A 20,140-nucleotide genomic window follows, 5' to 3' on the forward strand; every position below is an offset into this window, starting at 1 on the left:
ATGCGTGTCGCGCTGTGCCAGTTCAACTCGACCGACGACCCGGCGGCCAACCTGGGGCTGGTCAGGACGCGGGTGGCGGAGGCCGCCGCGCGGGGCGCGCGGGTGGTCGTGCTGCCCGAGGCGGTGATGTGCCGGTTCGGCGTGCCGCTGGGTCCGGTGGCGGAGCCGCTGGACGGGCCGTGGGCGTCGGCGGTGCGGGGGATCGCGGACGAGCACGGGGTGGTCGTGGTGGCCGGGATGTTCACCCCGTCCCCCGACGGACGGGTGATCAACACACTCCTGGTGACCGGCGGTGGTCACCACCTCGGGTACGACAAGATCCACCTGTTCGACGCGTTCGGCTTCACCGAGTCGCGGACCGTGGCCCCCGGCGGCGAGCCGCTGGTGGTGCGGGTCGACGGGGTCGGGCTGGGCTTGGCGACCTGCTACGACGTGCGGTTCCCCGAGCTGTTCCGGGCGCTGGCGGACCGGGGCGCGGCGGCCGTGGTGGTGGCCGCGTCGTGGGGGGCGGGCGAGGGCAAGGTCGACCAGTGGCGGCTGCTGGCGCGGGCGCGGGCCCTGGACAGCACGACGTGGGTGCTGGCGTGCGACCAGTCCGAGCCGGAGGGGCGGCCGGGCTCGGCGCCGACCGGGGTGGGGCACAGCATGGTGGTGGGGCCGATGGGCGAGGTCGTGGCCGAACTGGGGCCGGGGCCGGGGGTGCTGGTGGTGGACGTGGACGTGGCGGCGGTCGGGAAGGCCCGCGAGGTCCTGCCGGTGCTGGCGAACCGGAGGCTGTAGCGGGTCGTACCGCCACTTCCGGGTGGTGATGACGCACAGCGGTGTGAATCCTCCGCCACTTCCGGGTGCACCGTCCGCCGCAGGCGGGTGCGGGGCGCGGGCAGCGGGTAGCTCGGACCTGGCGGGGGTGCCCCGCGAGGGGAGCTGCGTGATGATCAACCCGGTCGACGTGGACCGACTCCACGACTGCGAGGTGCTGGACGAGCGCGGCAAGCGCATCGGCTCGGTGAAGCGGGTGTGGCTGGACGACGAGGACGGGCGGCTGGTGTGGGCGTCGGTGCACACCGGGCTGCTCGGGCTGCGGGAGCGGTTCGTGCCCATCCAGCAGGCCGCGATCGACGAGCAGACGATCGTCGTGCCGTTCGCCAAGCAGTGGGTCCGCGACTCGCCGCACCTGGAGGTCGAGGGCGAGGTGCTGACGGACGCCCAGCAGACCGAGCTGTACAGCTACTACGGCGTCACCCCGCGAACCGGTGACCACGACCGGCTGACCGGCAGCGGATTCAGCGGCGGCCGGGCGATCAGCGACCGCATCGCGGCGGAGCGCTGGCCCACGGCCGACGAGGACGAGCCGGGGGGCGCGCGGTAGCCCGACGCCGTCCGGTGGCGAGGGCCACCGGACGGCGGGACGAGCACGACGGGCGCGGCGAGCACGGCAGGCGCGAACCCACCCGGTCCGGACAGGCCCGCACCGACCAGCGCAGGCCCCTCCCGGTCGTCAGGGCAGGCCCTTCCCGGCCAGAGCAGGCCCGTCCCGGACGGGCCCGCCCCGGTCAGCGCGCCCCCGCCCCGCTCAGCGCAGGTCCATCCCCAGGTCCAGCGCGGGCGAGGAGTGGGTCAGGCCGCCGACCGCCAGGTAGTCCACGCCGGTCTCGGCGTAGGCGCGGGCGACGTCCAGGGTGAGCCCGCCGGACGCCTCCAGCAGCACCTCGCGCCCGGCCGCCCGGTGCCTGGCCGCCCGGCGGACGGCCTCGGCGCAGTCGGCCACGGTGAAGTTGTCCAGCAGCACCAGCCCGACGCCCTCGTCGAGCGCCTCGTCGAACTGCTCCAGCGAGTCCACCTCGACCTCGCACGGCAGCTCCGGCGCGTGCGCTCGCACGGCGGCGATCGCGGCCCGCACCGAGCCCGCGGCCTGCACGTGGTTGTCCTTGACCAGCACCGCGTCACCGAGCCCGAGCCGGTGGTTCACCCCGCCGCCGCAGCGCACCGCGTACTTCTCCAGCAGCCGCAGCCCCGGCAGCGTCTTGCGCGAGTCCCGCACGGCGGCCTTCGTGCCCGCGACCTCGTCGACCCACGCGGCGGTCGCGGTGGCGACGCCGGACAGGTGGCACAGCAGGTTGAGCGCGGTCCGCTCGGCCGTGAGCAGCCCGCGCACGGGCCCGCGCAGCACCAGCGCAGGCTCTCCGGGCACCGCCTTCGCGCCGTCCTCGGCCCGCGCCAGCACCTCCACGCCGTCCCCGAGCACCGCCCGGAACACCTCCAGCGCCACCGGCACCCCGGCGAGCACCCCGGCCTTGCGCGGGGTCAGCTCCGCGACCGCGACGGCGTCGGCGGGCACCGTGGCCTCCGTCGTGGCGTCGGGGCCGTAGCGCAGGTCCTCCGCGAGCGCGGTCGTGATGACCGCGCGGGCGTCGTCCAGGTCCAGTCCGGTGCTCACGCCGCTCCCCTCGCCGGTGCGGGTCCGCCCCGCACGCCCGCGACGCCCGCGCGGGCGCCGCTCCCGTCCAGCGTGGCCCTCACGCCGCGTCCCGCGCCAGCGCCGGGTCCGCCAGCACCGGCTGCCCGCTCGGCGTCAGCCGCACCACCTGGCTGCGCGACCACCGGGCGTCGTCCCGCCCGGCGTGGTCGGTGCGCACGTGGCACCCGCGCGTCTCGGTCCGCTCGGCCGCCGCCGCGATGAGCGCCCGCGCGGCCAGCGTCAGCGCCGCGTCCTCGACCCGCTCGCGGCTGTCCAGGACCCGGTCGGTGGTGGACAGGTCCAGCACCGAGCCGACCACGGCCAGCCCCTCGGCGTCCCGCCCGATCGCGGCGTAGCGGCTCATCACCCGCTGCAGCGAGTCGCGGTCCGCCACGGGTGCGGTCGGCAGCTCGGCGTGGCCGCTGGCCCTGGCGAGCAGGCCCAGCGCGAGGTCGGCGGCGACCGCGTCGGCCGCCCGCGTGCCCACGACCAGGCCCTCCAGGAGGCTGTTGGACGCCAGCCGGTTCGCGCCGTGCAGCCCGGTCCTGGCCACCTCGCCCGCCGCGTACAGGCCGGTCACGGCGGTGCGCCCGTCCACGTCGGCCACCACTCCCCCGCACGCGAAGTGCGCGGCGGGCGCGACCGGGATGGGCCGGCTCGCCGGGTCGATCCCGGCCGCAAGGCACGCGGCCAGCACGGTCGGGAAGCGCCGGGCGAAGTCCCCGATGCCGGTCGCGTCCAGGAACACGTGGTCGTCGACGCCGCCGGGCGCGGTGGCCGCGTGCCGGGTGATGGCCGCGGCGACCACGTCGCGCGGGGCCAGGTCCTCCAGCGGGTGCACGCCGCGCATCACGCGCTGCCCGAGCGCGTCGAGCAGCACCGCGCCCTCGCCGCGCACGGCCTCGGTGACCAGCGGGCACCGGCCGCGCGCGCCGCGTCCGGTGTAGAGCACGGTCGGGTGGAACTGGACGAACTCGACGTCGGCGGCGTGCGCGCCCGCGCGCATCGCCAGCGCCAGCCCGTCGCCGGTGGCGACCTCCGGGTTGGAGGTGGCCTGGTAGAGCTGGCCGAGGCCGCCGGAGGCGAGCAGCACGGCGGGGGCCGTGACGACGCCGGGCACGCCCGCCGAGTCCAGCACGAGCAGCCCGCACACCGCGCCGAGCGGGGTGCGCACGGCGTCGACGGCGACGTGGTCCTCCAGCACCGGCACCCGGTCGTCCCCGGCGGCGGCGAGCAGCGCCCGCTCCACCTCGGCGCCGGTGGCGTCGCCGCCGGCGTGGACGACGCGGAACGCGCTGTGCCCGCCCTCGCGGGTGCGGGCGAGCTTGCCGCCGGGGGCGGGGTCGAACACGGCGCCGCGCTCGCGCAGCCGGGTGACCGCCGCCGGTCCGCCCGAGACGATCGCGGCGACCGCGGCCTCGTCGCACAGGCCCGCGCCCGCGACGAGGGTGTCGGCGACGTGCGCGTCGACGGTGTCGCCCTCGTCGTGCTCGCCGGGCAGGACGACGGCCACGCCGCCCTGCGCCCACCGGGTGTTGCCGTCGCCGCCCGCGGCCTTGGTCACGACCAGGACGCGAAGCCCCAGCTCACGGGCCCGCAGCGCGGCGGTGAGGCCCGCGACGCCGGTGCCCACGACGACCAGGTCGGCGCGGGCCTCCCAGCGCGCCGCGCTCACTCGCCGCCGCCGGGCTGACCGATCTCGATCATGCGCTGCACGGCGCCCTGGGCGCGGCGGGCGGTCTCCGCGTCGACGTGCACCTCGTCGAGGTTCTCGCGCAGGCAGCGCAGCAGCGCGGTCGGGGTGATCATCTTCATGTAGGTGCAGGACGCGCGGTCGTTGACCGGGCGGAAGTCGATCTCCGGGGCGGTCTTGCGCAGCTGGTGCAGCATCCCGACCTCGGTGGCGACCAGCACGGACTTGGCGCTGGTCCCGCGCGCGGCGGTGATCATGTCGCCGGTGGACAGGATCTTGACCTGCTCGGCCGGGACGGTGCCCTCGCCCGCGAGGTAGAGCGCCGAGGTGGCGCAGCCGCACTCGGGGTGGATGAACAGGTCGGCGTCCGGGTTCTCGGCGGCGCGCGCGGCCAGCTCCGGGCCGTTGATGCCCGCGTGGACGTGGCACTCCCCGGCCCAGATGTGCAGGTTCTCGCGGCCGGTCTCGCGCTTGACGTGCGCGCCGAGGAACTGGTCGGGCAGGAACAGCACCTCGCGGTCGGCCGGGATCGAGGCGACCACGTCCACCGCATTGGACGAGGTGCAGCAGATGTCGGTCTCCGCCTTCACGTCGGCGGTGGTGTTGACGTAGGACACCACGACCGCGCCGGGGTGCTGCGACTTCCACTCGCGCAACTGGTCGGCGGTGATGGAGTCGGCCAGCGAGCAGCCCGCGCGCTCGTCCGGGATCAGCACCGTCTTGTGCGGGGCCAGGATCTTCGCGGTCTCGGCCATGAAGTGCACGCCGCAGAAGATGATCGTGGACGCCTCGCTGGCGGCGGCGATGCGGCTGAGCGCCAGGGAGTCGCCGGTGTGGTGGGCGATGTCCTGGATCTCGGGCAGCTGGTAGTTGTGCGCCAGGATGACCGCGTCGCGCTCGCGGGCCAGCCGCAGCACCTCCTCGCGCCAGTCCGCGTCGGGCGCGATCCCGTCGTACGCGCCGTCCGAAGCGCGCTCCAGATAAGCGGTGGCAGCCATGAGTGGTCCTTCCCCGAGCCCCGTCGCCAGGTTTTCGCCCAGGGGACGAAAACACGGTCGATAGTATCATCGGGTGGGACTCGCGGAACATGAGGTGCTGGCCGCCGTCCTCCAGGTGAGAGCCGGATCACTCCAGGTCATGCTGTGGGAGCGGGGTCGGGAGCCTCAGGCGGGGCGCTGGTCGCTGCCCGGCGGGAAGCTCGGCCCCACCGAGGACGTGGAGGACTCGATCCGGCGGCAGCTCGCCGAGAAGGTCGACGCGCGGCAGCTCGCGCACGTGGAGCAGCTGGCGGTGTTCAGCGCGCCGGGGCGCACGCCGGGGCAGCGGGTGGTCGCCACCGCGTTCCTCGGCCTGGTGCCGTGCGACGTGGACCCGGCGGTGCCGTCCGACACCGGCTGGCACCCGGTGGACGCGCTCCCGGCCACGGCGTTCGACCACGAGGCGATCGTGCGGCGGGCCAGGCAGCGGCTCGCCTCCAAGCTGTCCTACACCAACCTCGGGTTCGCGCTGGCCCCGCCGGAGTTCACCATCTCGGCGCTGCGCGAGCTGTACTCGGCGGCGCTGGGCTACCCGGTGGCCGCGACGAACCTGCAGCGGGTGCTGTCCCGGCGCGGACTGCTGGAGCCGACCGGGGCCACCTCGCCGCCGGGACCGGCCGGCGGCAGGCCCGCGGCGCTTTTCCGTTTCGCGTCAAGGGGAATGCGGGTCACCGACCCGTTCGCCGTGCTGCGACCACCCTCAGGTCGTAGCGTGGGACCGTGACGTCGACGCTCCCGTTGTTCCCGCTCGGAACCGTGCTGCTGCCCGGGGCGTCCCTGCCACTGCACATCTTCGAGCCGCGCTACCGGCAGTTGACCGTGGACCTGGTGACCGGCGCCGTGCCGGACCGCAGCTTCGGGGTCGTCTCCATCAAGCAGGGCTGGGAGGTCGGGGCGGAGAACGTGCAGGCGCTGCAGGCGGTCGGCTGCTCGGCGGTGCTCCAGGACACGCACCGCTTCCCGGACGGCAGGTTCGACCTGGCGACGGTGGGCGGCAGCAGGTTCCGGCTGCTGGAGGTGGAGGAGAACGCGGCGCCCTACCTGGTGGGCAAGGTGGAGTGGTTGCCGGACACCCCGTCGCCGCCGGAGCTGGAGTCCGTGCTGCCGCTGCTGGCCGCGAGCGCCCAGGCCGCGCACGCCCGGTACCGGGAGGCGGCGCGGTTCGAGCGGGAGTGGTTCCCCGAGCACTCGCCGGAGATGTTCGACGACCTGGCCTACCGGCTGGCCAGCGACTGCCTGATGACGATGGAGGACCGGCAGCGGCTGCTGGAGGAGACCGTGGAGGCGCGGCGACTCCGGTTGGTGCGCAAGGTCCTGCACCGCGAGGCCGGGCTGCTGGCGGCGCTGCGGGCGGTGCCCGCGCCCCTGTCGGAGTTCGGCCACCCGCCGAACCGGAACTGACCGGCGCGGGCTCTCCGGCACGACGCTGTCCGGTCCCGCCCCCGCGGCTCCGGAACTCCTTGTGGCACAAGGGCGAGCGCCATCACCGCCGGTACCCGCAGGCACCGGCGCGCACGACCCGTCGACCCCGCCCGGCATTGTGCGCCGCCCCACCGACAACCCCGGTGCGGCGGCGCGCTGGTCGTTGCCCCGCAGGCGTTTCCGGCACGCCGAGGACACCCCGCGCCGCGGTGCGGACGCGCGGGTGGGGGTCGGCGCGCGCGGGCCGGGCCAGTGCGGGCCGGGCGAGCTCGGAAAGGCCGCGCGAGCGCAGGCACCGTGACGGCGGCGGTCCGCACCGCCGGGTCGGCGTGGGAGAGCAGCGCGACGAGCCGCTCCCGCGCGAGGTCCGGGTCGCCGTTCACGGCCAGCAGCCGCGCTTCCGCCCGCGCGTCACCGGGAACCCGCGGGCTCCCGCACGGCTGCAGCGCCCGCAGCGCCAGCGCCCGTGCCCGCCGGTCGCCGCGCGCCGGCGCCTCGCGCAGCGCAGGCCCGGAAGCGCTGCCCGCCAACCGGACCAGCCCGGTGAGCGCGGCCCGCGCGCGCTCCCCCGAGGCGAGCTCTCCCAGGCGCGGCAACGATTCCACGCCACCGACCTCGGCGAGCAGCCACGCGGCGGCGGTCCGCGCCTCCGACGCCGGGTCGTCCAGGCAGGCGAGCGCGGCGGCCTCGCCACGGGCGTCCCCGGTGCGCCGCAAGGCGTTCAGGACGGCGTGGCGCCGGTCGGACGCGGACGGACCCGCCGCCTTCCCGAGCGCGACGAGCAGCGCGGGCACGACCACGTCCGGCACGACCGCGCCGAGGTCCCGGTCGCGCGCCGGCGCGCTCAGCGCCTCGGCCGACCGCGGCACGCCGACCTCGTCCCCGCCGACGACCCACTCGACCGGCAGCGGCACGGCCTCGACCACCCGCCAGCGGCCGAGGACCACCGCGAGCGCGGAGCGGTGCGGGGTCGGACCGCGCGCGGCCTCCAGCAGCGGCGGCACGAGGTCGGGGCGCGGGACGCGCAGGCAGCGGGCCGCGGCGAGTTCGGCGAACGCCGCCGCGCTGCCCCGCTCGAAGTGCGAGGCGTCGTCCGCGTGCTCCGGTTCCCGGCCGAGCGCGGCGACCAGGACGGGCGCGGCCTCGGGCAGGTCGCCGATCAGGGCGAGCGCGTCCCTGCGCGCCCAGTACCGGCGGGGTCCTGGCGCTCCAGCACCGCGAGCAGCTCGGCACGTCCGCCAGTCCCGTCCCCCGCGGTCTCCACCCGCCCGGCCAAGCACGGTCGCCCCGAATCCACCCCACCCCGAATTCCCCTTCCCCGTCGAAGCACCCTGGTGGGATTGTTCAACAATCCCCTACCGTGTGGCGCACGGCACACCCCTCCCCCCGCGAGGTGAGAATGAGCGCCACCGCACCGGACAGCGCCACGTCCAGCGACGAGAACGGCCGGTTCGCCTGGTACCGCACCCTCGGGCAGCGCGGAAGGCGCGCCTTCGTCGGCGCGTTCGGCGGCTACGGCCTCGACTCCTACGACTTCCAGGTCCTGCCGCTGGGCCTGGTCGCCATCACCGCCTACTTCGGCATCACCAAGGGCGAGGCGGGCCTGCTCACCACGGTCACCCTCGTGGTGAGCGCGCTCGGCGGCGCCATCGCGGGCGTGCTCGCCGACCGCCTCGGCCGCACCCGCGCCCTGATGATCACCGTCGTCACCTACGCCGTGTTCACCGTCCTGTGCGGGTTCGCCACCAGCTACGAGATGCTCCTGGTGTTCCGCGCCCTGCAGGGCCTGGGCTTCGGCGGCGAGTGGGCGGTCGGCGCGATCCTGGTCGCCGAGTACTGCCAACCCCGCTACCGGGGTCGCACCGTCGCGTTCATCCAGAGCTCGTGGGCGGTCGGCTGGGCGCTGTCGGTGCTGGTCTACGCGCTGGTGTTCGAGCTGGTGCACCCCGACCTGGCCTGGCGGGTGCTGTTCTTCACCGGCGCGCTGCCCGCCCTGCTGATCATCTACGTCCGCCGCCGCGTCCAGGACGCCCCCGAGGCCACCGCCCGCCGCACCGCCAGCGCCGAGCGCGGCTCGTTCGGCGCGATCTTCACCGGCCCGCTGGCCCGCACCACCCTGTTCGCGTCCCTGCTGGCCACGGGCGTGCAGGGCGGCTACTACACGCTCGCGACCTGGCTGCCGACGTACCTGAAGTCCGAGCGCGGCCTGACCGTCATCGGCACCGGCGGCTACCTGGCGTTCCTGATCTCCGGCGCGTTCACCGGCTACGTGTGCGGCGGGCACCTGACCGACAAGCTGGGCCGCAAGCGCACGTTCGCGCTGTTCTCGGTGCTGTCGGCGGCGCTGATCCTGCTCTACACCCGCATCCCGGAGGGCGCGAACACCACGATCCTGTTCCTGGGCTTCCCGCTGGGCTTCTGCATGTCGGCGATCTTCAGCGGGTTCGGCTCGTTCCTGTCGGAGCTGTACCCGGCGCACCTGCGCGGCACCGGCCAGGGCTTCACCTACAACTCCGGGCGGGCCGTGGGCGCGCTGTTCCCGGCGGCGGTCGGGTTCGCGGCCGAGAGCGCGGGCGTGGGCGGCGCGATGGCGTTCGGGGCGGCGGCCTACGGCATCGCGGTGCTGGCGCTGCTGGGCCTGCCGGAGACGCTCGGCCGGGAGCTGGGGTGAGCACGCCCGCGCTGCGCAGCGGTGCGAGACCACGAACCGCCGCACCTCGACCCCGCGTTGCAGCTCAGAGCGTTTGGTCCTTCCTGCCATGAGCACACCTGCCCAGGTGCGGGCCACCGCGACGGGCAGCACCGCCGGGCTGGCCGACGGGTACGCCCAGGCCAACCTGGTCGCCGTGCCGCGCGACTGGGCCTACGACGTGCTGCTGTTCGCCCAGCGCAACCCGAAGCCGTGCCCGGTGCTGGACGTGACCGACCCCGGCGACCACCGCACGGTGCTGGCCCCGGACGCGGACCTGCGCACCGACCTGCCGCGCTACCGGGTGTGGCGCGACGGCGAGCCGGTGGCGGAGCCGACCGACGTGCTGCGGTGGTGGCGGGACGACCTGGTGTCGTTCCTGATCGGGTGCAGCTTCACGTTCGAGACAGCGCTCAGGCGGGCGGGCGTGCCGCTGCGGCACGTCGAGCAGGGCCGCAACGTCGCCATGTTCACCACCGACCGGCGCTGCCGCGACGCGGGCCGGTTGGGCGGGCCGCTGGTGGTGTCGATGCGGCAGGTCCCGGCGGGACTGGTGGGCCTGGCGCGGGAGGTGACCGCGCGGATGCCCGCCGTGCACGGCGCCCCGGTGCACGTCGGCGACCCGGCCGCGCTCGGGATCGGGGACCTGGACAGCCCGGACTTCGGCGACCCGGTCGTGGCCGAACCCGGTGACGTGCCGGTGTTCTGGGCGTGCGGGGTGACGCCGCAGGCCGCGCTGGTGGCGTCCCGGCCGCCGTTCGCGATCACGCACGCGCCGGGGCACATGCTCGTGACGGACGTGCCGGACCACGCCTACGCGCTCTGAGGCGGCTCAGGCGAGCCTGCGCCCCAGGTCGTCCATGCCGTTCCAGGCCGCGAGGCAGCCGTACGCGAGCGCGGTGCCGAGCGGCCAGGCCACGATGCCCCACGCGCTGTCCAGGGAGGGCGCCAACCGGATCACCTCGCCGACCACGGGCGCGGACGCCAGCTCGTGGCGCCAGGTCGAGAACGGCGCGCTGACCCGGAACGCCAGGAACGCGGCCAGCACCGACCCGACCGTCGCGGCCAGCATGACCACGGGGCCGCGCAGCTCGCGCATCATCCACGACCCGGTGCCGGTGAGCACCCCGGCGGCCAGCCCGAGCAGCACGAACACCATCAGCGAGTCGAGCCGGTGGTAGCTCTCGCCGGGCACCGGCACGAACCCGCCCGACTGCACCACGACGTTCTGGGCGGGCGCGAGCCACGCCCACAGCAGGCCGATCGGCAGGCCGAGGAGGGAGGTCGTGGAGAACACCTTGATCGCGGCCGGAATGTCCCGCTGCACCACCACCTTGGGGCGGTCGCGGTGGAAGGCGTACGGCGGGTAGGTCGGGGCGCCGGAGGTGTCCGCCCAGAACTCGGCGGGCGGCTGCCGGTCGTACCCGTCGAGGCCGTCGGGCCGGGCGACCCGCTCGGTCGGCGGCTCGACGTCGACCACGGCGGCGGGGGCGGCGGCGGGGACGGCGACGTGCGCGGCCACGAGGACGGCCTCGGGCGTGGGCTCGGGCTCGTCGACGGGCGCGAGTGCGGCCTGGGTGCTCTCGTCGGCCTTCGACGCCGGGGGCTTCACGGCGTCGGCGGGCTTGGGGGCGGTGGGCTTGGGGGCGGCGGGCTTCTCGTCAACGGGCTTGGCGGCGGCGGGTGCGACCTCGGCCGCCGCAGCCTGGGTGGACTCGGCCTCGGCAGGCGCAGCCTTGGCCGACTCGTCCGGAGCGGACTCGCTCTCGGCGGTCTCACCCTTCGCGGGCTCGACCTTCGCGGGCTTGGCGTCCGCGACCTCGCCCTTGGTGGGCTTGACCGGCACAGCCTCGCCCTTCGCAGCCTCGCCCTTCGCGGGCTTGGCCGACGCGCCCGCGCCGTTCGCGGACTCGCCTCCACCCGTCCCTGGCTTGGCCACGACCGGCTTCGGGAGCACGGCGGTCTTCTCGTCCGCCCCGCCCAGCGCGGCCTTGTTGATCCTCGTGGTCGCCTCGTCCCGGTCGGCCCCCTCGCCGCGCCGGGGCCACCCGGCCTCGGCGAGCTTGGCCTGGGCGGCGGTCGTCGAGCCGTCCGACTCGTCATGCCCGTCAACCGGTTGCTCAGCCACCCGAGACCTCCCTGCGCGACCACCGTCGGCAGCGAGGTTACCGCGCGCCCCGCGACCCCCCGACGGTCGCGGGGCGTCCGCCGTCGCCGCCGGTCAGGCCGACCGCGACTCGCCGTGCCTGCCGCACGAGGCCGTCCACCCGCCGGGCGTCACCTGCACGACCATCCGCCGCGCGCACGCCGCGCAGAACCGGGGCGGGTCGACCACCCCGAGCCGCCGCGCGCACGCCCCGTGGTCGCCCTCGTCCCGCGCCCGGCCGCAGTACCCGCAGTACACCCCGCCCGCGCTCACAGCGTCCGGTTCAACTCCTTGATCGGCATGGCCAGCTCCTCCAGCATGTCCAGGTCCTCCCAGGCGGGCCGCCCGAGGTTGGTCAGGTAGTTCCCGACGATGATCGCGTTGATCCCGCCGAGCATCCCCCGCTTGGCCCCGAGGTCGCCGAACGTCAGCTCCCGCCCGCCCGCGAACCGCAGGATCGTGCGCGGCAGCGCCAGCCGGAACGCCCCGACCACCCGCAGCGCCTCCGCCCCCTCCACCACCGGGTAGTCCTCGTACGGGGTGCCGGGGTTGGGGATGAGGAAGTTGAGCGGCACCTCGTCGGGTTCGAGGGCGGCGAGCTGGGCGGCGAACTCGGCCCGCTGCGCCTGGCTCTCCCCCATGCCGATGATCCCGCCGCAGCACACCTCCATGCCCGCCGCGCGGACCATGCGCAGCGTGTCCCACCGCTCCTCCCACGAGTGCGTGGTGACCACGTTCGGGAAGTGCGAGCGGGCGGTCTCCAGGTTGTGGTTGTAGCGGTGCACGCCCATGGCGACCAGCTCGTCGACCTGCTCCTGGGTGAGCATCCCGAGCGAGCAGGCGATCTGGATCGGGTTGCCGTCGGCGCGGATGGCCTCGATGCCGGCGCGGACCTGCGCCAGCAGCCGCGCGTCCGGCCCGCGCACGGCCGCGACGACGCAGAACTCGGTGGCCCCGGTGTCGGCGGTCTGCCTGGCCGCGCGGACCAACCCCGGCACGTCCAGCCAGGCCGAGCGCACCGGCGAGGGGAACCGGCCGGACTGGGAGCAGAAGTGGCAGTCCTCGGGGCAGCCGCCGGTCTTGAGGGACACGATGCCCTCCACCTCGACCTCGGGCCCGCACCAGCGCACCCGCACCTCGTGCGCGAGCGCGAGGAGTTCGGGTATCCGCTCGTCGGGCAGGGCGAGCACCCGCCGGACCTGCTCCTCGGTGAGCCCGACGCCGCCTTCCAGCACGCGCTCCCCGGCCTCGGCGAGCACGTCGCCCGGCTGCTCGGTCCCGCCGGGCGCGGTCTGCTCGGGTGCTGCGGACACGACTTCTCCTCACGGTCGACGGTGCCGTCGACGACCGAGTGTGCCCGAGCGGGGCCGTCCGGTGACAGAGCGCGACGGGCGTGTCAGCAGGTGTGCGGCGCGGAGAACTTGTCCGGGTCGAACGTGCCGCCGAACCACGGGGACAGCCCGGCGCGCGCGACCTCCAGGAACTCCGACCCGCTCAGCGCGCCCGCCCCGTCCGGCAGCACGCCCAGCAGCGGCGCGCCCGCGACCTCGGGCAGGTCGGTGAGGTTGCTGCGGGCGGCCAGGTCCGGGTGCTCGGGCCAGCGGCCGATGACCACGCCGATCGACTCCAGGCCGCGCCGCACCAGCACCTCGGCGGTGAGCGCGGTGGTGTTGAGGGTGCCGAGCGCGGCGTGGGCGACGACGAGCACGGGGGCGTGCAGCGCCCAGGCCGCGTCGGCGAGGGTGGCCCCCCGGTCGTCGAGCGGCACGAGCAGGCCGCCCGCGCCCTCCAGGAGGACCAGGTCGTGGGTGTCGTCCAGCTCGGTGGCCGCGCCCGCGATCTCGGCCGGGTGCGCGGTGGGCAGCCCCGAGCGTCGGGCCGCGGCGGCCGGGGACAGCGGGTCGGGATAGCGGCGCAGCTCACGGGTGGTGACGGGGCCCGCCATCCGCTGGACCTCCGCCAGGTCCCCCGGCTCGCCGGGGAGGACACCGGTCTGCACCGGCTTGAGGACGGCCACCCGGCGGCCTTCGGCTGCCGCGATCGCCGCCAGCGCGGCCACGACCACGGTCTTGCCGACGTCGGTGCCCGTGCCGGTGATCACGAGGACGCTCACGGCCCACCACACTACGACGACACGCAGCGTTGCCGTGAGTGGCGCTCTACAGTCACCGGCATGGGTGAAATCGTGGTTTACAGCGCCGACTGGTGCGGGGACTGCCGCCGGGCCAAGGCGTGGTTCAGGGAGAACGGGGTGCCGTTCACCGAGGTGGACGTCGAGCACGACGAGGTGGCGCGCGAGCGGGCCGTGGGGATCGCGGGCGGGCGCAAGAACATCCCGGTGGTCGTGCTCGCGGACGGGACCGTGCTGGTGGAGCCCACGAACACCCAGTTGGCCTCGGCCATAGCGGTCGAGGGCTGACGCCGGTGGGGAAGGGGGCGCGCCGCAGGCGGCGGCAGCGGCAGGGGCAGCGCGCCCGCGACGAGGCGCTGCTCGCGCGCCGGAGCGCCGGGCCGGTGGTGCGGGAGCGGTCGTGGTTCGAGCGGCTGAGCACCGGCAAGCAGGTGTGGCTGGTCCTGGGCGCGATCCCGCTGGCGGTGCTGGGCCACTACGCGCTGTGGTCGCACGTGGTCCCGCTGGTGGGTGAGGTCGTGGCCCCCGTCCCGGTGGTGTCCACGGTGGTGGGCTGGCTGTTCGGGGGCGCCGCGTTCGGCGTCGGCGGGATCGCGCTGCTGGTGGGGCTGTCGGACGATCCGGGGCGGGCGCGGGCGTGGCGGCGGGCCACCTGGGTGTCGGGGTCCGTGGCGGTGCTGATGGCGCCGGTCAGCGAGTGGTCCGACGTGCCGCTGCCGGTGGACTACTTCGGCGGGGTGTTCGCGGGCGCGTGGGGCGTGCTGCTGGCCCCGCTGGCGCTGGGCGTGGTCGCGCTGGTCGCGGCGGTCACGGCCCGGTTCTCGGCCAGGGCCAGGGCGTTCGGCGCGGGCGACGGCGGGAACCGGCTGCCCGCGTGGCTGCTGATCGGGTACTCGCTGCTGCTGCTGGTGTGGGGGTCAACGCTGCTGCGCCAGTGAGTGCGCCGCTGAGGACGCCTCGGCCGCGGCGACGACGGCGGAGGCGATCTCCGCGACGTCCCGGTCGGTGCACACGAACGGCGGCATGGTGTAGACGAGGTCGCGGAACGGCCGCAGCCACACCCCTCGCTCGACGGCGGCGGCCGTGGCGGCGGCCACGTCCACCTCGTGGTCCAGCTGCACCACGCCGATCGCGCCGAGCACCCGGACCTCCCCCGGCGCGCCCGCCAGCCCCGCCCGCAGGCCGGACTCGATCCGGGCCACCTCGCCGCGCCAGTCCCGCGAGAGCAGCAGGTCGACCGAGGCGAGGGCGACGGCGGAGGCGAGCGGGTTGCCCATGAACGTGGGGCCGTGCGCGAGCACCGGGGCGTCGCCGCGCGCGATGCCCTCGGCCACGCGCGGGGTGCACAGGGTGGCGGCCTGGGAGAGGTAGCCGCCGGTCAGGGCCTTGCCGACGCACAGCACGTCCGGGCTGACGCCCGCGTGGTCGGCGGCGAACAGCTCGCCGGTGCGGCCGAACCCGGTGGCGATCTCGTCGAACACCAGGAGCACGTCGTGCGCGAGGGTCAGCTCGCGCAGCACGTGCAGGTAGCGGGGGTCGTGGAACCTCATGCCGCCCGCGCCCTGCACGACGGGCTCCACGATGACCGCCGCCAGCTCGTCGGCGTGCTGCTCGACGAGGTCGGCGAGCTCGGCGACGTACGCGGTGTCCATGGCGGCGGGCGGCGCGGAGGCGAACACCTGCTCGGGCAGCACCCCGCGCCACAGCGCGTGCATCCCGCCGTCCGGGTCGCAGACGGACATGGGCTGGAAGGTGTCACCGTGGTACCCGCCGCGCCAGGTGAGCAGCCGCCGCTTCTCCGGGCGGCCTCGGGAGCGCCAGTGCTGGAGGCACATCTTGACCGCCACCTCGACGGCGACCGACCCGGAGTCGGCGAGGAAGACGTGCTCCAGCCCGACGGGCGTGATCTCGACCAGCCGCGCGCACAGGGCGACGGCGGCCTCGTGGGTGAGGCCGCCGAACATGACGTGGCTCATCCGACCGAGCTGCTCGCGCACGGCGGCGTCCAGGACCGGGTGCCGGTAGCCGTGGATCGCGGCCCACCAGGAGGACATGCCGTCGACCAGCTCGCGCCCGTCGTCCAGGCGGAGGCGGACGCCCTCGGCGGAGGCGATGACGAGCGGGTCGGCGGCACCGGGCATGGGGGCGTAGGGGTGCCAGACGTGCTGCCGGTCCAGGCGGAGGAGATCAGCTCGGTCCACGGCGGGTGAGGGTAGTGGAGGGTGAGGGGTGAGGGGTGAGGGGTGAGGGGTGAGGGGTGGAAGGTGAGGGGTGGAGGGTGAGGGGTGGAGGGCGCGGGGTGGAGGGCGCGCCTCGCCGGCGGGGCAGACCTCCAAAAACGAGAGGGACACGGCTGCGGCTGGCTGCGGCTTGGGCTGGTGGTCGCGTTTACTGCGAACTACTGCGGTGGTTGGGGTCCCTCGTCTCCGCTTGGCCTCCTTTCAGGCAAGCACACTCGTCAAGACGCCGTACGGCTCGGGCGGTCTGCCGTGGCGGTGCGGCGGCATCTTGACGAGCGCGCTTGGGCTTCGCCAGGCCAAACGGAGACGAGGGACGCGGGATCAGGGTGCTGCGGGCTCGCTGCGCTCGCCCCGCAGCCCGCGAATGCGTTCGGCTTGCGAGTGCGGTGGGCTTGCGAGTGCGGTGGCCCTGCGAGTGCGGTGGGCTTGCGAATGTGTTCGGGTTGCGAGTGCGGTGGCCCTGCGGCGGGCGAGCGCGTCGTGTTGACTACTCGTCTTGCGTGGAGCCTTTTGTGCGTGCCGGGCGCTTCTGAACTTCACCCGTTTTAGCGGAAAATCTTTTACTCGTCGCGGATTGCGCCTGGTCAGCGGCGTGCCGTCAACCGATAACCGCCAACAGTTGGCAGTCTCCCCAGGGGGCGGGCATCCCTGCGGTCCCCCGCCGGGGGAGCGGGCGCGCCCGGCAGTCCCCCGCCGGGCGCGCTCGCCGTCAGCCCAGGCAGCCCGGACCGAGGAGCGCCTTCAGGTCGCCCTTGAGCGACGGGGTCGGGTTGACCCGAAGCGCGTCGTCCAGCTTCAGCAGCGTCTGCCGACTGCTGTTGATCACGAGGTTGAGGTGCACCTCGGTCGTCCCCGGATGCGCCGACAACACTTCCTTCAGCGAGGTCACCAGCTTCGGGTCGCAGCGCGACGCGTTCAGCTTGAGCCGCAGCGCCTGGTTGCCCAGCTCCGCCAGGTCCGGCACCACCAGGTCGTTGGCGATCAGCGAGATCCGGTCGTCCCGCTTCGCGACGCGCGCCTTCACCAGCACGATCGCGTCCTCGGCCACGGACATGCCGTGCACCACGTAGCTCTTGGGGAAGAACAGCACCTCGATGCCACCGGCGAGGTCCTCCAGCATCGCCGACGCCCACGGCTCGCCGTTCTTGTTGACCCGCCTGGTCACCGACGCGAGGATGCCGCCGAGCGTGACCTGCGTGCCGTCCGCGACGTCGCCCTCCAGGATGCGCGCGATGGAGGCGTCCGAGTAGGAGTCCAGCACCTGCTCGACCCCGTTGAGCGGGTGCCCGGACACGTACAGGCCCAGCATCTCCCGCTCCAGGGTCAGCTGGTGCTTGGACTCCCAGTGCTCCTCGGGGATGCGCACGTCGAAGACGCTGCCGTTGCCGTCGTCCCCGCCGTCGCCGAACAGGTCGAACTGGCCGCGCGCCTCCTCCTTCTTGGTCAGCATGATCGCGTCCACCGCCTCGACGTGCACCATGTGCAGGCCCTTGCGGGGGTGGTTCAGCGAGTCGAAGGCGCCCGCCTTGATCAGCGATTCCACGACCTTCTTGTTGCAGACCGTGGCGTCGACCTTGCGCAGGAAGTCGGAGAAGTCGGTGAAGCGGCCCTTCTCCTTGCGCGCCTTGATGATCGCGTCGACGACGTTCGCGCCGACGTTGCGGATCGCGCCCAGGCCGAACCGGACGTCCTCGCCGACCGCGACGAACTCGCGCTCGGACTCGTTGACGTCCGGCGGGAGCACCGTGATGCCCATCCGGCGGCACTCGGCCAGGTAGATGGCCGACTTGTCCTTGTTGTCGGAGTTCGTGGTGAGCAGCGCGGCCATGAACTCGGCCGGGTAGTTCGCCTTCAGGTACGCGGTCCAGTACGAGACCAGGCCGTACGCGGCCGAGTGCGCCTTGTTGAAGGCGTAGTCGGCGAACGGGACGAGGATCTCCCACAGGGTCTTGATCGCGTCGGCCGGGAAGCCGTTGGCCAGCATCCCCGCCTCGAAGCCCGCGAACTCCTTGTCCAGGATCTCCTTCTTCTTCTTGCCCATCGCGCGGCGCAGCAGGTCCGCCTGGCCGAGCGTGTAGCCCGCCAGCTTCTGCGCGATCGCCATGACCTGCTCCTGGTACACGATCAGGCCGTAGGTCGTGCCGAGGATGTCCTCCAGCGCCTCCGCCAGCGACGGGTGGATCGGCGTGATCTCCTGGAGCTTGTTCTTGCGCAGCGCGTAGTTCGTGTGCGAGTTCGCGCCCATGGGGCCGGGGCGGTAGAGCGCGCCCACGGCCGAGATGTCCTCGAAGTTGTCGGGGCGCATCAGCCGCAGCAGGTCCCGCATGGGCCCGCCGTCCAGCTGGAACACGCCCAGGGTGTCGCCCTTCGACAGGAGCTGGTAGGTCTTCTTGTCGGTCAGCTCCAGCTTGTCGAGGTCGACCGGCTCCTTGCCGTTGATCGCCATGTTCTTGAGCGCGTCGTCGATCGTGGTGAGGTTCGACAGGCCCAGGAAGTCCATCTTCAACAGGCCGAGCGTCTCGCAGGTCGGGTAGTCGAACTGCGTGATGATCGAGCCGTCCTGCGGGCGCTTCCACACCGGGATGTGGTCCATCAGCGGTTCGGCGGACATGATGACCGCGCAGGCGTGCACGCCCGCGTTGCGGATCAGGCCCTCCAGGCCGCGCCCGGTGTCGATGATCTCCTTGACCTGCGGGTCCGTGTCGTACAGGCCGCGCACCTCGGACGCCTCGGCGTACCGCTTGTGCTGCGGGTCGAAGATGCCCGACAGCGGGATGTCCTTGCCCATCACGGCGGGCGGCATGGCCTTGGAGATCCGGTCGGCGACGGCGTAGCCGGGCTGGCCGTAGAGCACGCGCGCGGAGTCCTTGATGGCCGCCTTCGCCTTGATGGTGCCGAAGGTGATGACCTGGGCGACCTTGTCGTCGCCCCACTTGTCGGTCACGTACCGGATGACGTCGCCGCGCCTGCGCTCGTCGAAGTCGATGTCGATGTCGGGCGGGCTGACGCGGTCCGGGTTCAGGAACCGCTCGAAGATCAGGCCGTGCGCCAGCGGGTCCAGGTCGGTGATGCCCATGGCGTACGCGATGAGCGCGCCCGCGGCGGAGCCGCGGCCGGGGCCGACCCGGATGCCGTTCTCCTTGGCCCAGTTGATGAAGTCCGCGACGACCAGGAAGTACGAGGGGAAGCCCATCTGCAGGATGACGCCGATCTCGAACTCCACCTGCTTGGTGTGGACCTCGTCGACGCCCTCGGGGAACCTGCGGCGCATCCCCTCCCACACCTGCTCGCGGAAGTAGTCCGCCTCGGTCATGCCCTCCGGGACGGGGTAGCGCGGCATCAGGTTCTGGAAGGCGAACATGTCGGTCGTGTCGACCTTCTCGGCCACCAGCAGCGTGTTGCGGCAGCCCTCCTGCCACGCGTCCGAGGAGTCGATCGCGTACATCTCCTGCGGGGACTTCAGGTAGTAGCCGGTGCCGTCGAACTTGAACCGGCTCGGGTCCTGCAGGGTCTTGCCGGTCTGCACGCACAGCAGCGCCTCGTGCGCCTCGCGGTCCTCGGCGTACGTGTAGTGCGAGTCGTTGGTGACCACGAACGGGATGTCGAGCTTGCGGGCGATGTCGACCAGCCCGTCGCGGACCCGCCGCTCCAGCTCGATGCCGTGGTCCATCAGCTCGACGAAGAAGTTGTCGGCGCCGTAGATCTCGCGCCACTTGCCCGCGGCCTCGATCGCCTCCTTCTCGTGGCCCAGGCGCAGCCGGGTCTGCACCTCGCCGGAGGGGCAGCCGGTGGTGGCCATGAGGCCCTTGGAGTGCTCGGCGAGCAGCTCGGCGTCCATGCGCGGCCACTTGCCCAGCTGGCCCTCGGTGGAGGCGCGGCTGGAGCACTTCATCAGGTTGTGCAGGCCGTCGACGGTGCGCGCCCAGATCGTCTGGTGCGTGTAGGCGCCGCTGGCGGACACGTCGTCGGCCTTCTGGCCGGGGTCGCCCCAGGTGACGCGCTTCTTGTTGAACCGGGACTCGGGCGCCATGTACGCCTCGATGCCGATGACCGGCTTGACGCCCGCGGCGGTGGCCTGGCGGAAGAAGTCGTAGGCCCCGTACATGTTGCCGTGGTCGGTGATCGCCGCGGCCGTCATGCCCAGCCGCTCGCACTCGGCGAACATGTCCTTGAGCTTCGCCGCCCCGTCGAGCATCGAGTACTCGGTGTGCACGTGGAGGTGCGCGAACGAGTCGGACACCAAACCCCCTATGAAGATCGGCAGCGGGCCCGGACGACGCGCGGGCGAGACCTCAGCGACTCTATACGCCGAGCGGGTGGCGGG

General features: G+C 73.9%; 17 protein-coding genes. 8 read left to right on the forward strand and 9 right to left on the reverse strand.

Annotated elements, in window-relative coordinates; all coding sequences use genetic code 11:
* A complete protein-coding gene (locus AMIR_RS28380; RefSeq protein WP_015804426.1) occupies positions 1-780 on the forward strand; it encodes a carbon-nitrogen hydrolase family protein in 780 nt (259 codons plus the stop codon).
* Positions 781-931: 151 nt separating this feature from the next.
* Positions 932-1,369 (forward strand): PRC-barrel domain-containing protein, encoded by a 438-nt coding sequence (locus AMIR_RS28385; protein ID WP_015804427.1) that lies wholly within the window; start codon positions 932-934, stop codon positions 1,367-1,369.
* A 204-nt stretch (positions 1,370-1,573) separates the two neighbouring features.
* Here the strand turns inward: AMIR_RS28385 and nadC are convergent, their stop codons facing one another.
* The 3 genes from nadC to nadA all read right to left on the reverse strand — a co-directional run bounded on the left by nadC (position 1,574) and on the right by nadA (position 5,149).
* Positions 1,574-2,437 carry a carboxylating nicotinate-nucleotide diphosphorylase gene (nadC, locus tag AMIR_RS28390; RefSeq protein WP_015804428.1) on the reverse strand — a complete coding sequence of 288 codons (864 nt, stop codon included), beginning with the start codon at positions 2,435-2,437 and terminating at the stop codon, positions 1,574-1,576.
* A 79-nt stretch (positions 2,438-2,516) separates the two neighbouring features.
* Entirely contained in the window at positions 2,517-4,133 is a 1,617-nt protein-coding gene (locus AMIR_RS28395) for an L-aspartate oxidase (RefSeq protein ID WP_015804429.1), read from the reverse strand.
* Complete coding sequence (nadA, locus tag AMIR_RS28400) at positions 4,130-5,149, reverse strand: quinolinate synthase NadA (protein WP_015804430.1); 1,020 nt, start codon at positions 5,147-5,149, stop codon at positions 4,130-4,132. Before nadA ends, AMIR_RS28395 begins: the two co-directional genes overlap by 4 nt.
* Positions 5,150-5,222: 73 nt before the next feature.
* Between nadA and AMIR_RS28405 the strand changes: the two genes are divergently transcribed.
* The 4 genes from AMIR_RS28405 (at position 5,223) to AMIR_RS28420 (ending at position 10,125) form a co-directional block, all read left to right on the forward strand.
* A complete protein-coding gene (locus AMIR_RS28405) occupies positions 5,223-5,912 on the forward strand; it encodes an NUDIX hydrolase (protein ID WP_015804431.1) in 690 nt (229 codons plus the stop codon).
* Positions 5,909-6,589, forward strand: coding sequence for an LON peptidase substrate-binding domain-containing protein (locus AMIR_RS28410; protein ID WP_015804432.1), 681 nt, complete (start codon positions 5,909-5,911; stop codon positions 6,587-6,589). The genes AMIR_RS28405 and AMIR_RS28410 overlap by 4 nt, the downstream gene beginning before the upstream one ends.
* 1,420 nt (positions 6,590-8,009) lie before the next feature.
* Positions 8,010-9,281, forward strand: coding sequence for an MFS transporter (locus AMIR_RS28415; protein WP_015804433.1), 1,272 nt, complete (start codon positions 8,010-8,012; stop codon positions 9,279-9,281).
* A gap of 88 nt (positions 9,282-9,369) precedes the next feature.
* Positions 9,370-10,125, forward strand: a complete 756-nt coding sequence (locus AMIR_RS28420) for a putative hydro-lyase (protein WP_015804434.1) — start codon at positions 9,370-9,372, stop codon at positions 10,123-10,125.
* A gap of 6 nt (positions 10,126-10,131) precedes the next feature.
* On the opposite strand, the gene AMIR_RS42355 is transcribed toward AMIR_RS28420, so the two are convergent.
* From AMIR_RS42355 to bioD, 4 genes are all read right to left on the reverse strand, one after another.
* Positions 10,132-11,427 (reverse strand): DUF2567 domain-containing protein, encoded by a 1,296-nt coding sequence (locus tag AMIR_RS42355; RefSeq protein ID WP_015804435.1) that lies wholly within the window; start codon positions 11,425-11,427, stop codon positions 10,132-10,134.
* Between the two features lie 93 nt (positions 11,428-11,520).
* The gene (gene bsaP / locus AMIR_RS28430; RefSeq protein ID WP_015804436.1) at positions 11,521-11,718 is read right to left on the reverse strand and encodes a biotin synthase auxiliary protein BsaP; all 198 of its coding nucleotides are present in this window, start codon (positions 11,716-11,718) and stop codon (positions 11,521-11,523) included.
* The gene (gene bioB / locus AMIR_RS28435; protein ID WP_015804437.1) at positions 11,715-12,758 is read right to left on the reverse strand and encodes a biotin synthase BioB; all 1,044 of its coding nucleotides are present in this window, start codon (positions 12,756-12,758) and stop codon (positions 11,715-11,717) included. Before bioB ends, bsaP begins: the two co-directional genes overlap by 4 nt.
* Positions 12,759-12,841: 83 nt before the next feature.
* On the reverse strand, positions 12,842-13,558 hold the full coding sequence (gene bioD, locus AMIR_RS28440) for a dethiobiotin synthase (RefSeq protein ID WP_041837094.1): 717 nt from the start codon (positions 13,556-13,558) through the stop codon (positions 12,842-12,844).
* A 60-nt stretch (positions 13,559-13,618) separates the two neighbouring features.
* Between bioD and AMIR_RS28445 the strand changes: the two genes are divergently transcribed.
* Both AMIR_RS28445 and AMIR_RS28450 read left to right on the forward strand, forming a co-directional pair.
* On the forward strand, positions 13,619-13,864 hold the full coding sequence (locus AMIR_RS28445) for a glutaredoxin family protein (RefSeq protein WP_015804439.1): 246 nt from the start codon (positions 13,619-13,621) through the stop codon (positions 13,862-13,864).
* A gap of 5 nt (positions 13,865-13,869) precedes the next feature.
* Complete coding sequence (locus AMIR_RS28450; protein ID WP_015804440.1) at positions 13,870-14,514, forward strand: hypothetical protein; 645 nt, start codon at positions 13,870-13,872, stop codon at positions 14,512-14,514.
* Here the strand turns inward: AMIR_RS28450 and AMIR_RS28455 are convergent.
* Together AMIR_RS28455 and dnaE are read right to left on the reverse strand one after the other, a co-directional pair.
* Positions 14,494-15,777 (reverse strand): adenosylmethionine--8-amino-7-oxononanoate transaminase, encoded by a 1,284-nt coding sequence (locus AMIR_RS28455; RefSeq protein WP_015804441.1) that lies wholly within the window; start codon positions 15,775-15,777, stop codon positions 14,494-14,496. The two genes, AMIR_RS28450 and AMIR_RS28455, sit on opposite strands and share 21 nt — an antisense overlap.
* Before the next feature lie 748 nt (positions 15,778-16,525).
* Positions 16,526-20,056 (reverse strand): DNA polymerase III subunit alpha, encoded by a 3,531-nt coding sequence (gene dnaE / locus AMIR_RS28460; RefSeq protein WP_015804442.1) that lies wholly within the window; start codon positions 20,054-20,056, stop codon positions 16,526-16,528.
* Between the last annotated feature and the right edge of the window lie 84 nt (positions 20,057-20,140).

It is taken from the genome of Actinosynnema mirum DSM 43827, assembly GCF_000023245.1.
Classification (GTDB): domain Bacteria; phylum Actinomycetota; class Actinomycetes; order Mycobacteriales; family Pseudonocardiaceae; genus Actinosynnema; species Actinosynnema mirum.

Bases quoted from the DNA above. Each gene is read 5' to 3' on its own strand.
- AMIR_RS28445 (WP_015804439.1), top strand. From the start codon at position 13,619: ATGGGTGAAATCGTGGTTTACAGCGCCGACTGGTGCGGGGACTGCCGC.
- AMIR_RS28415 (WP_015804433.1), top strand. From the start codon at position 8,010: ATGAGCGCCACCGCACCGGACAGCGCCACGTCCAGCGACGAGAACGGC.
- AMIR_RS28420 (WP_015804434.1), top strand. From the start codon at position 9,370: ATGAGCACACCTGCCCAGGTGCGGGCCACCGCGACGGGCAGCACCGCC.
- AMIR_RS28385 (WP_015804427.1), top strand. From the start codon at position 932: ATGATCAACCCGGTCGACGTGGACCGACTCCACGACTGCGAGGTGCTG.
- AMIR_RS28380 (WP_015804426.1), top strand. From the start codon at position 1: ATGCGTGTCGCGCTGTGCCAGTTCAACTCGACCGACGACCCGGCGGCC.
- nadA (WP_015804430.1), bottom strand. From the start codon at position 5,149: ATGGCTGCCACCGCTTATCTGGAGCGCGCTTCGGACGGCGCGTACGAC.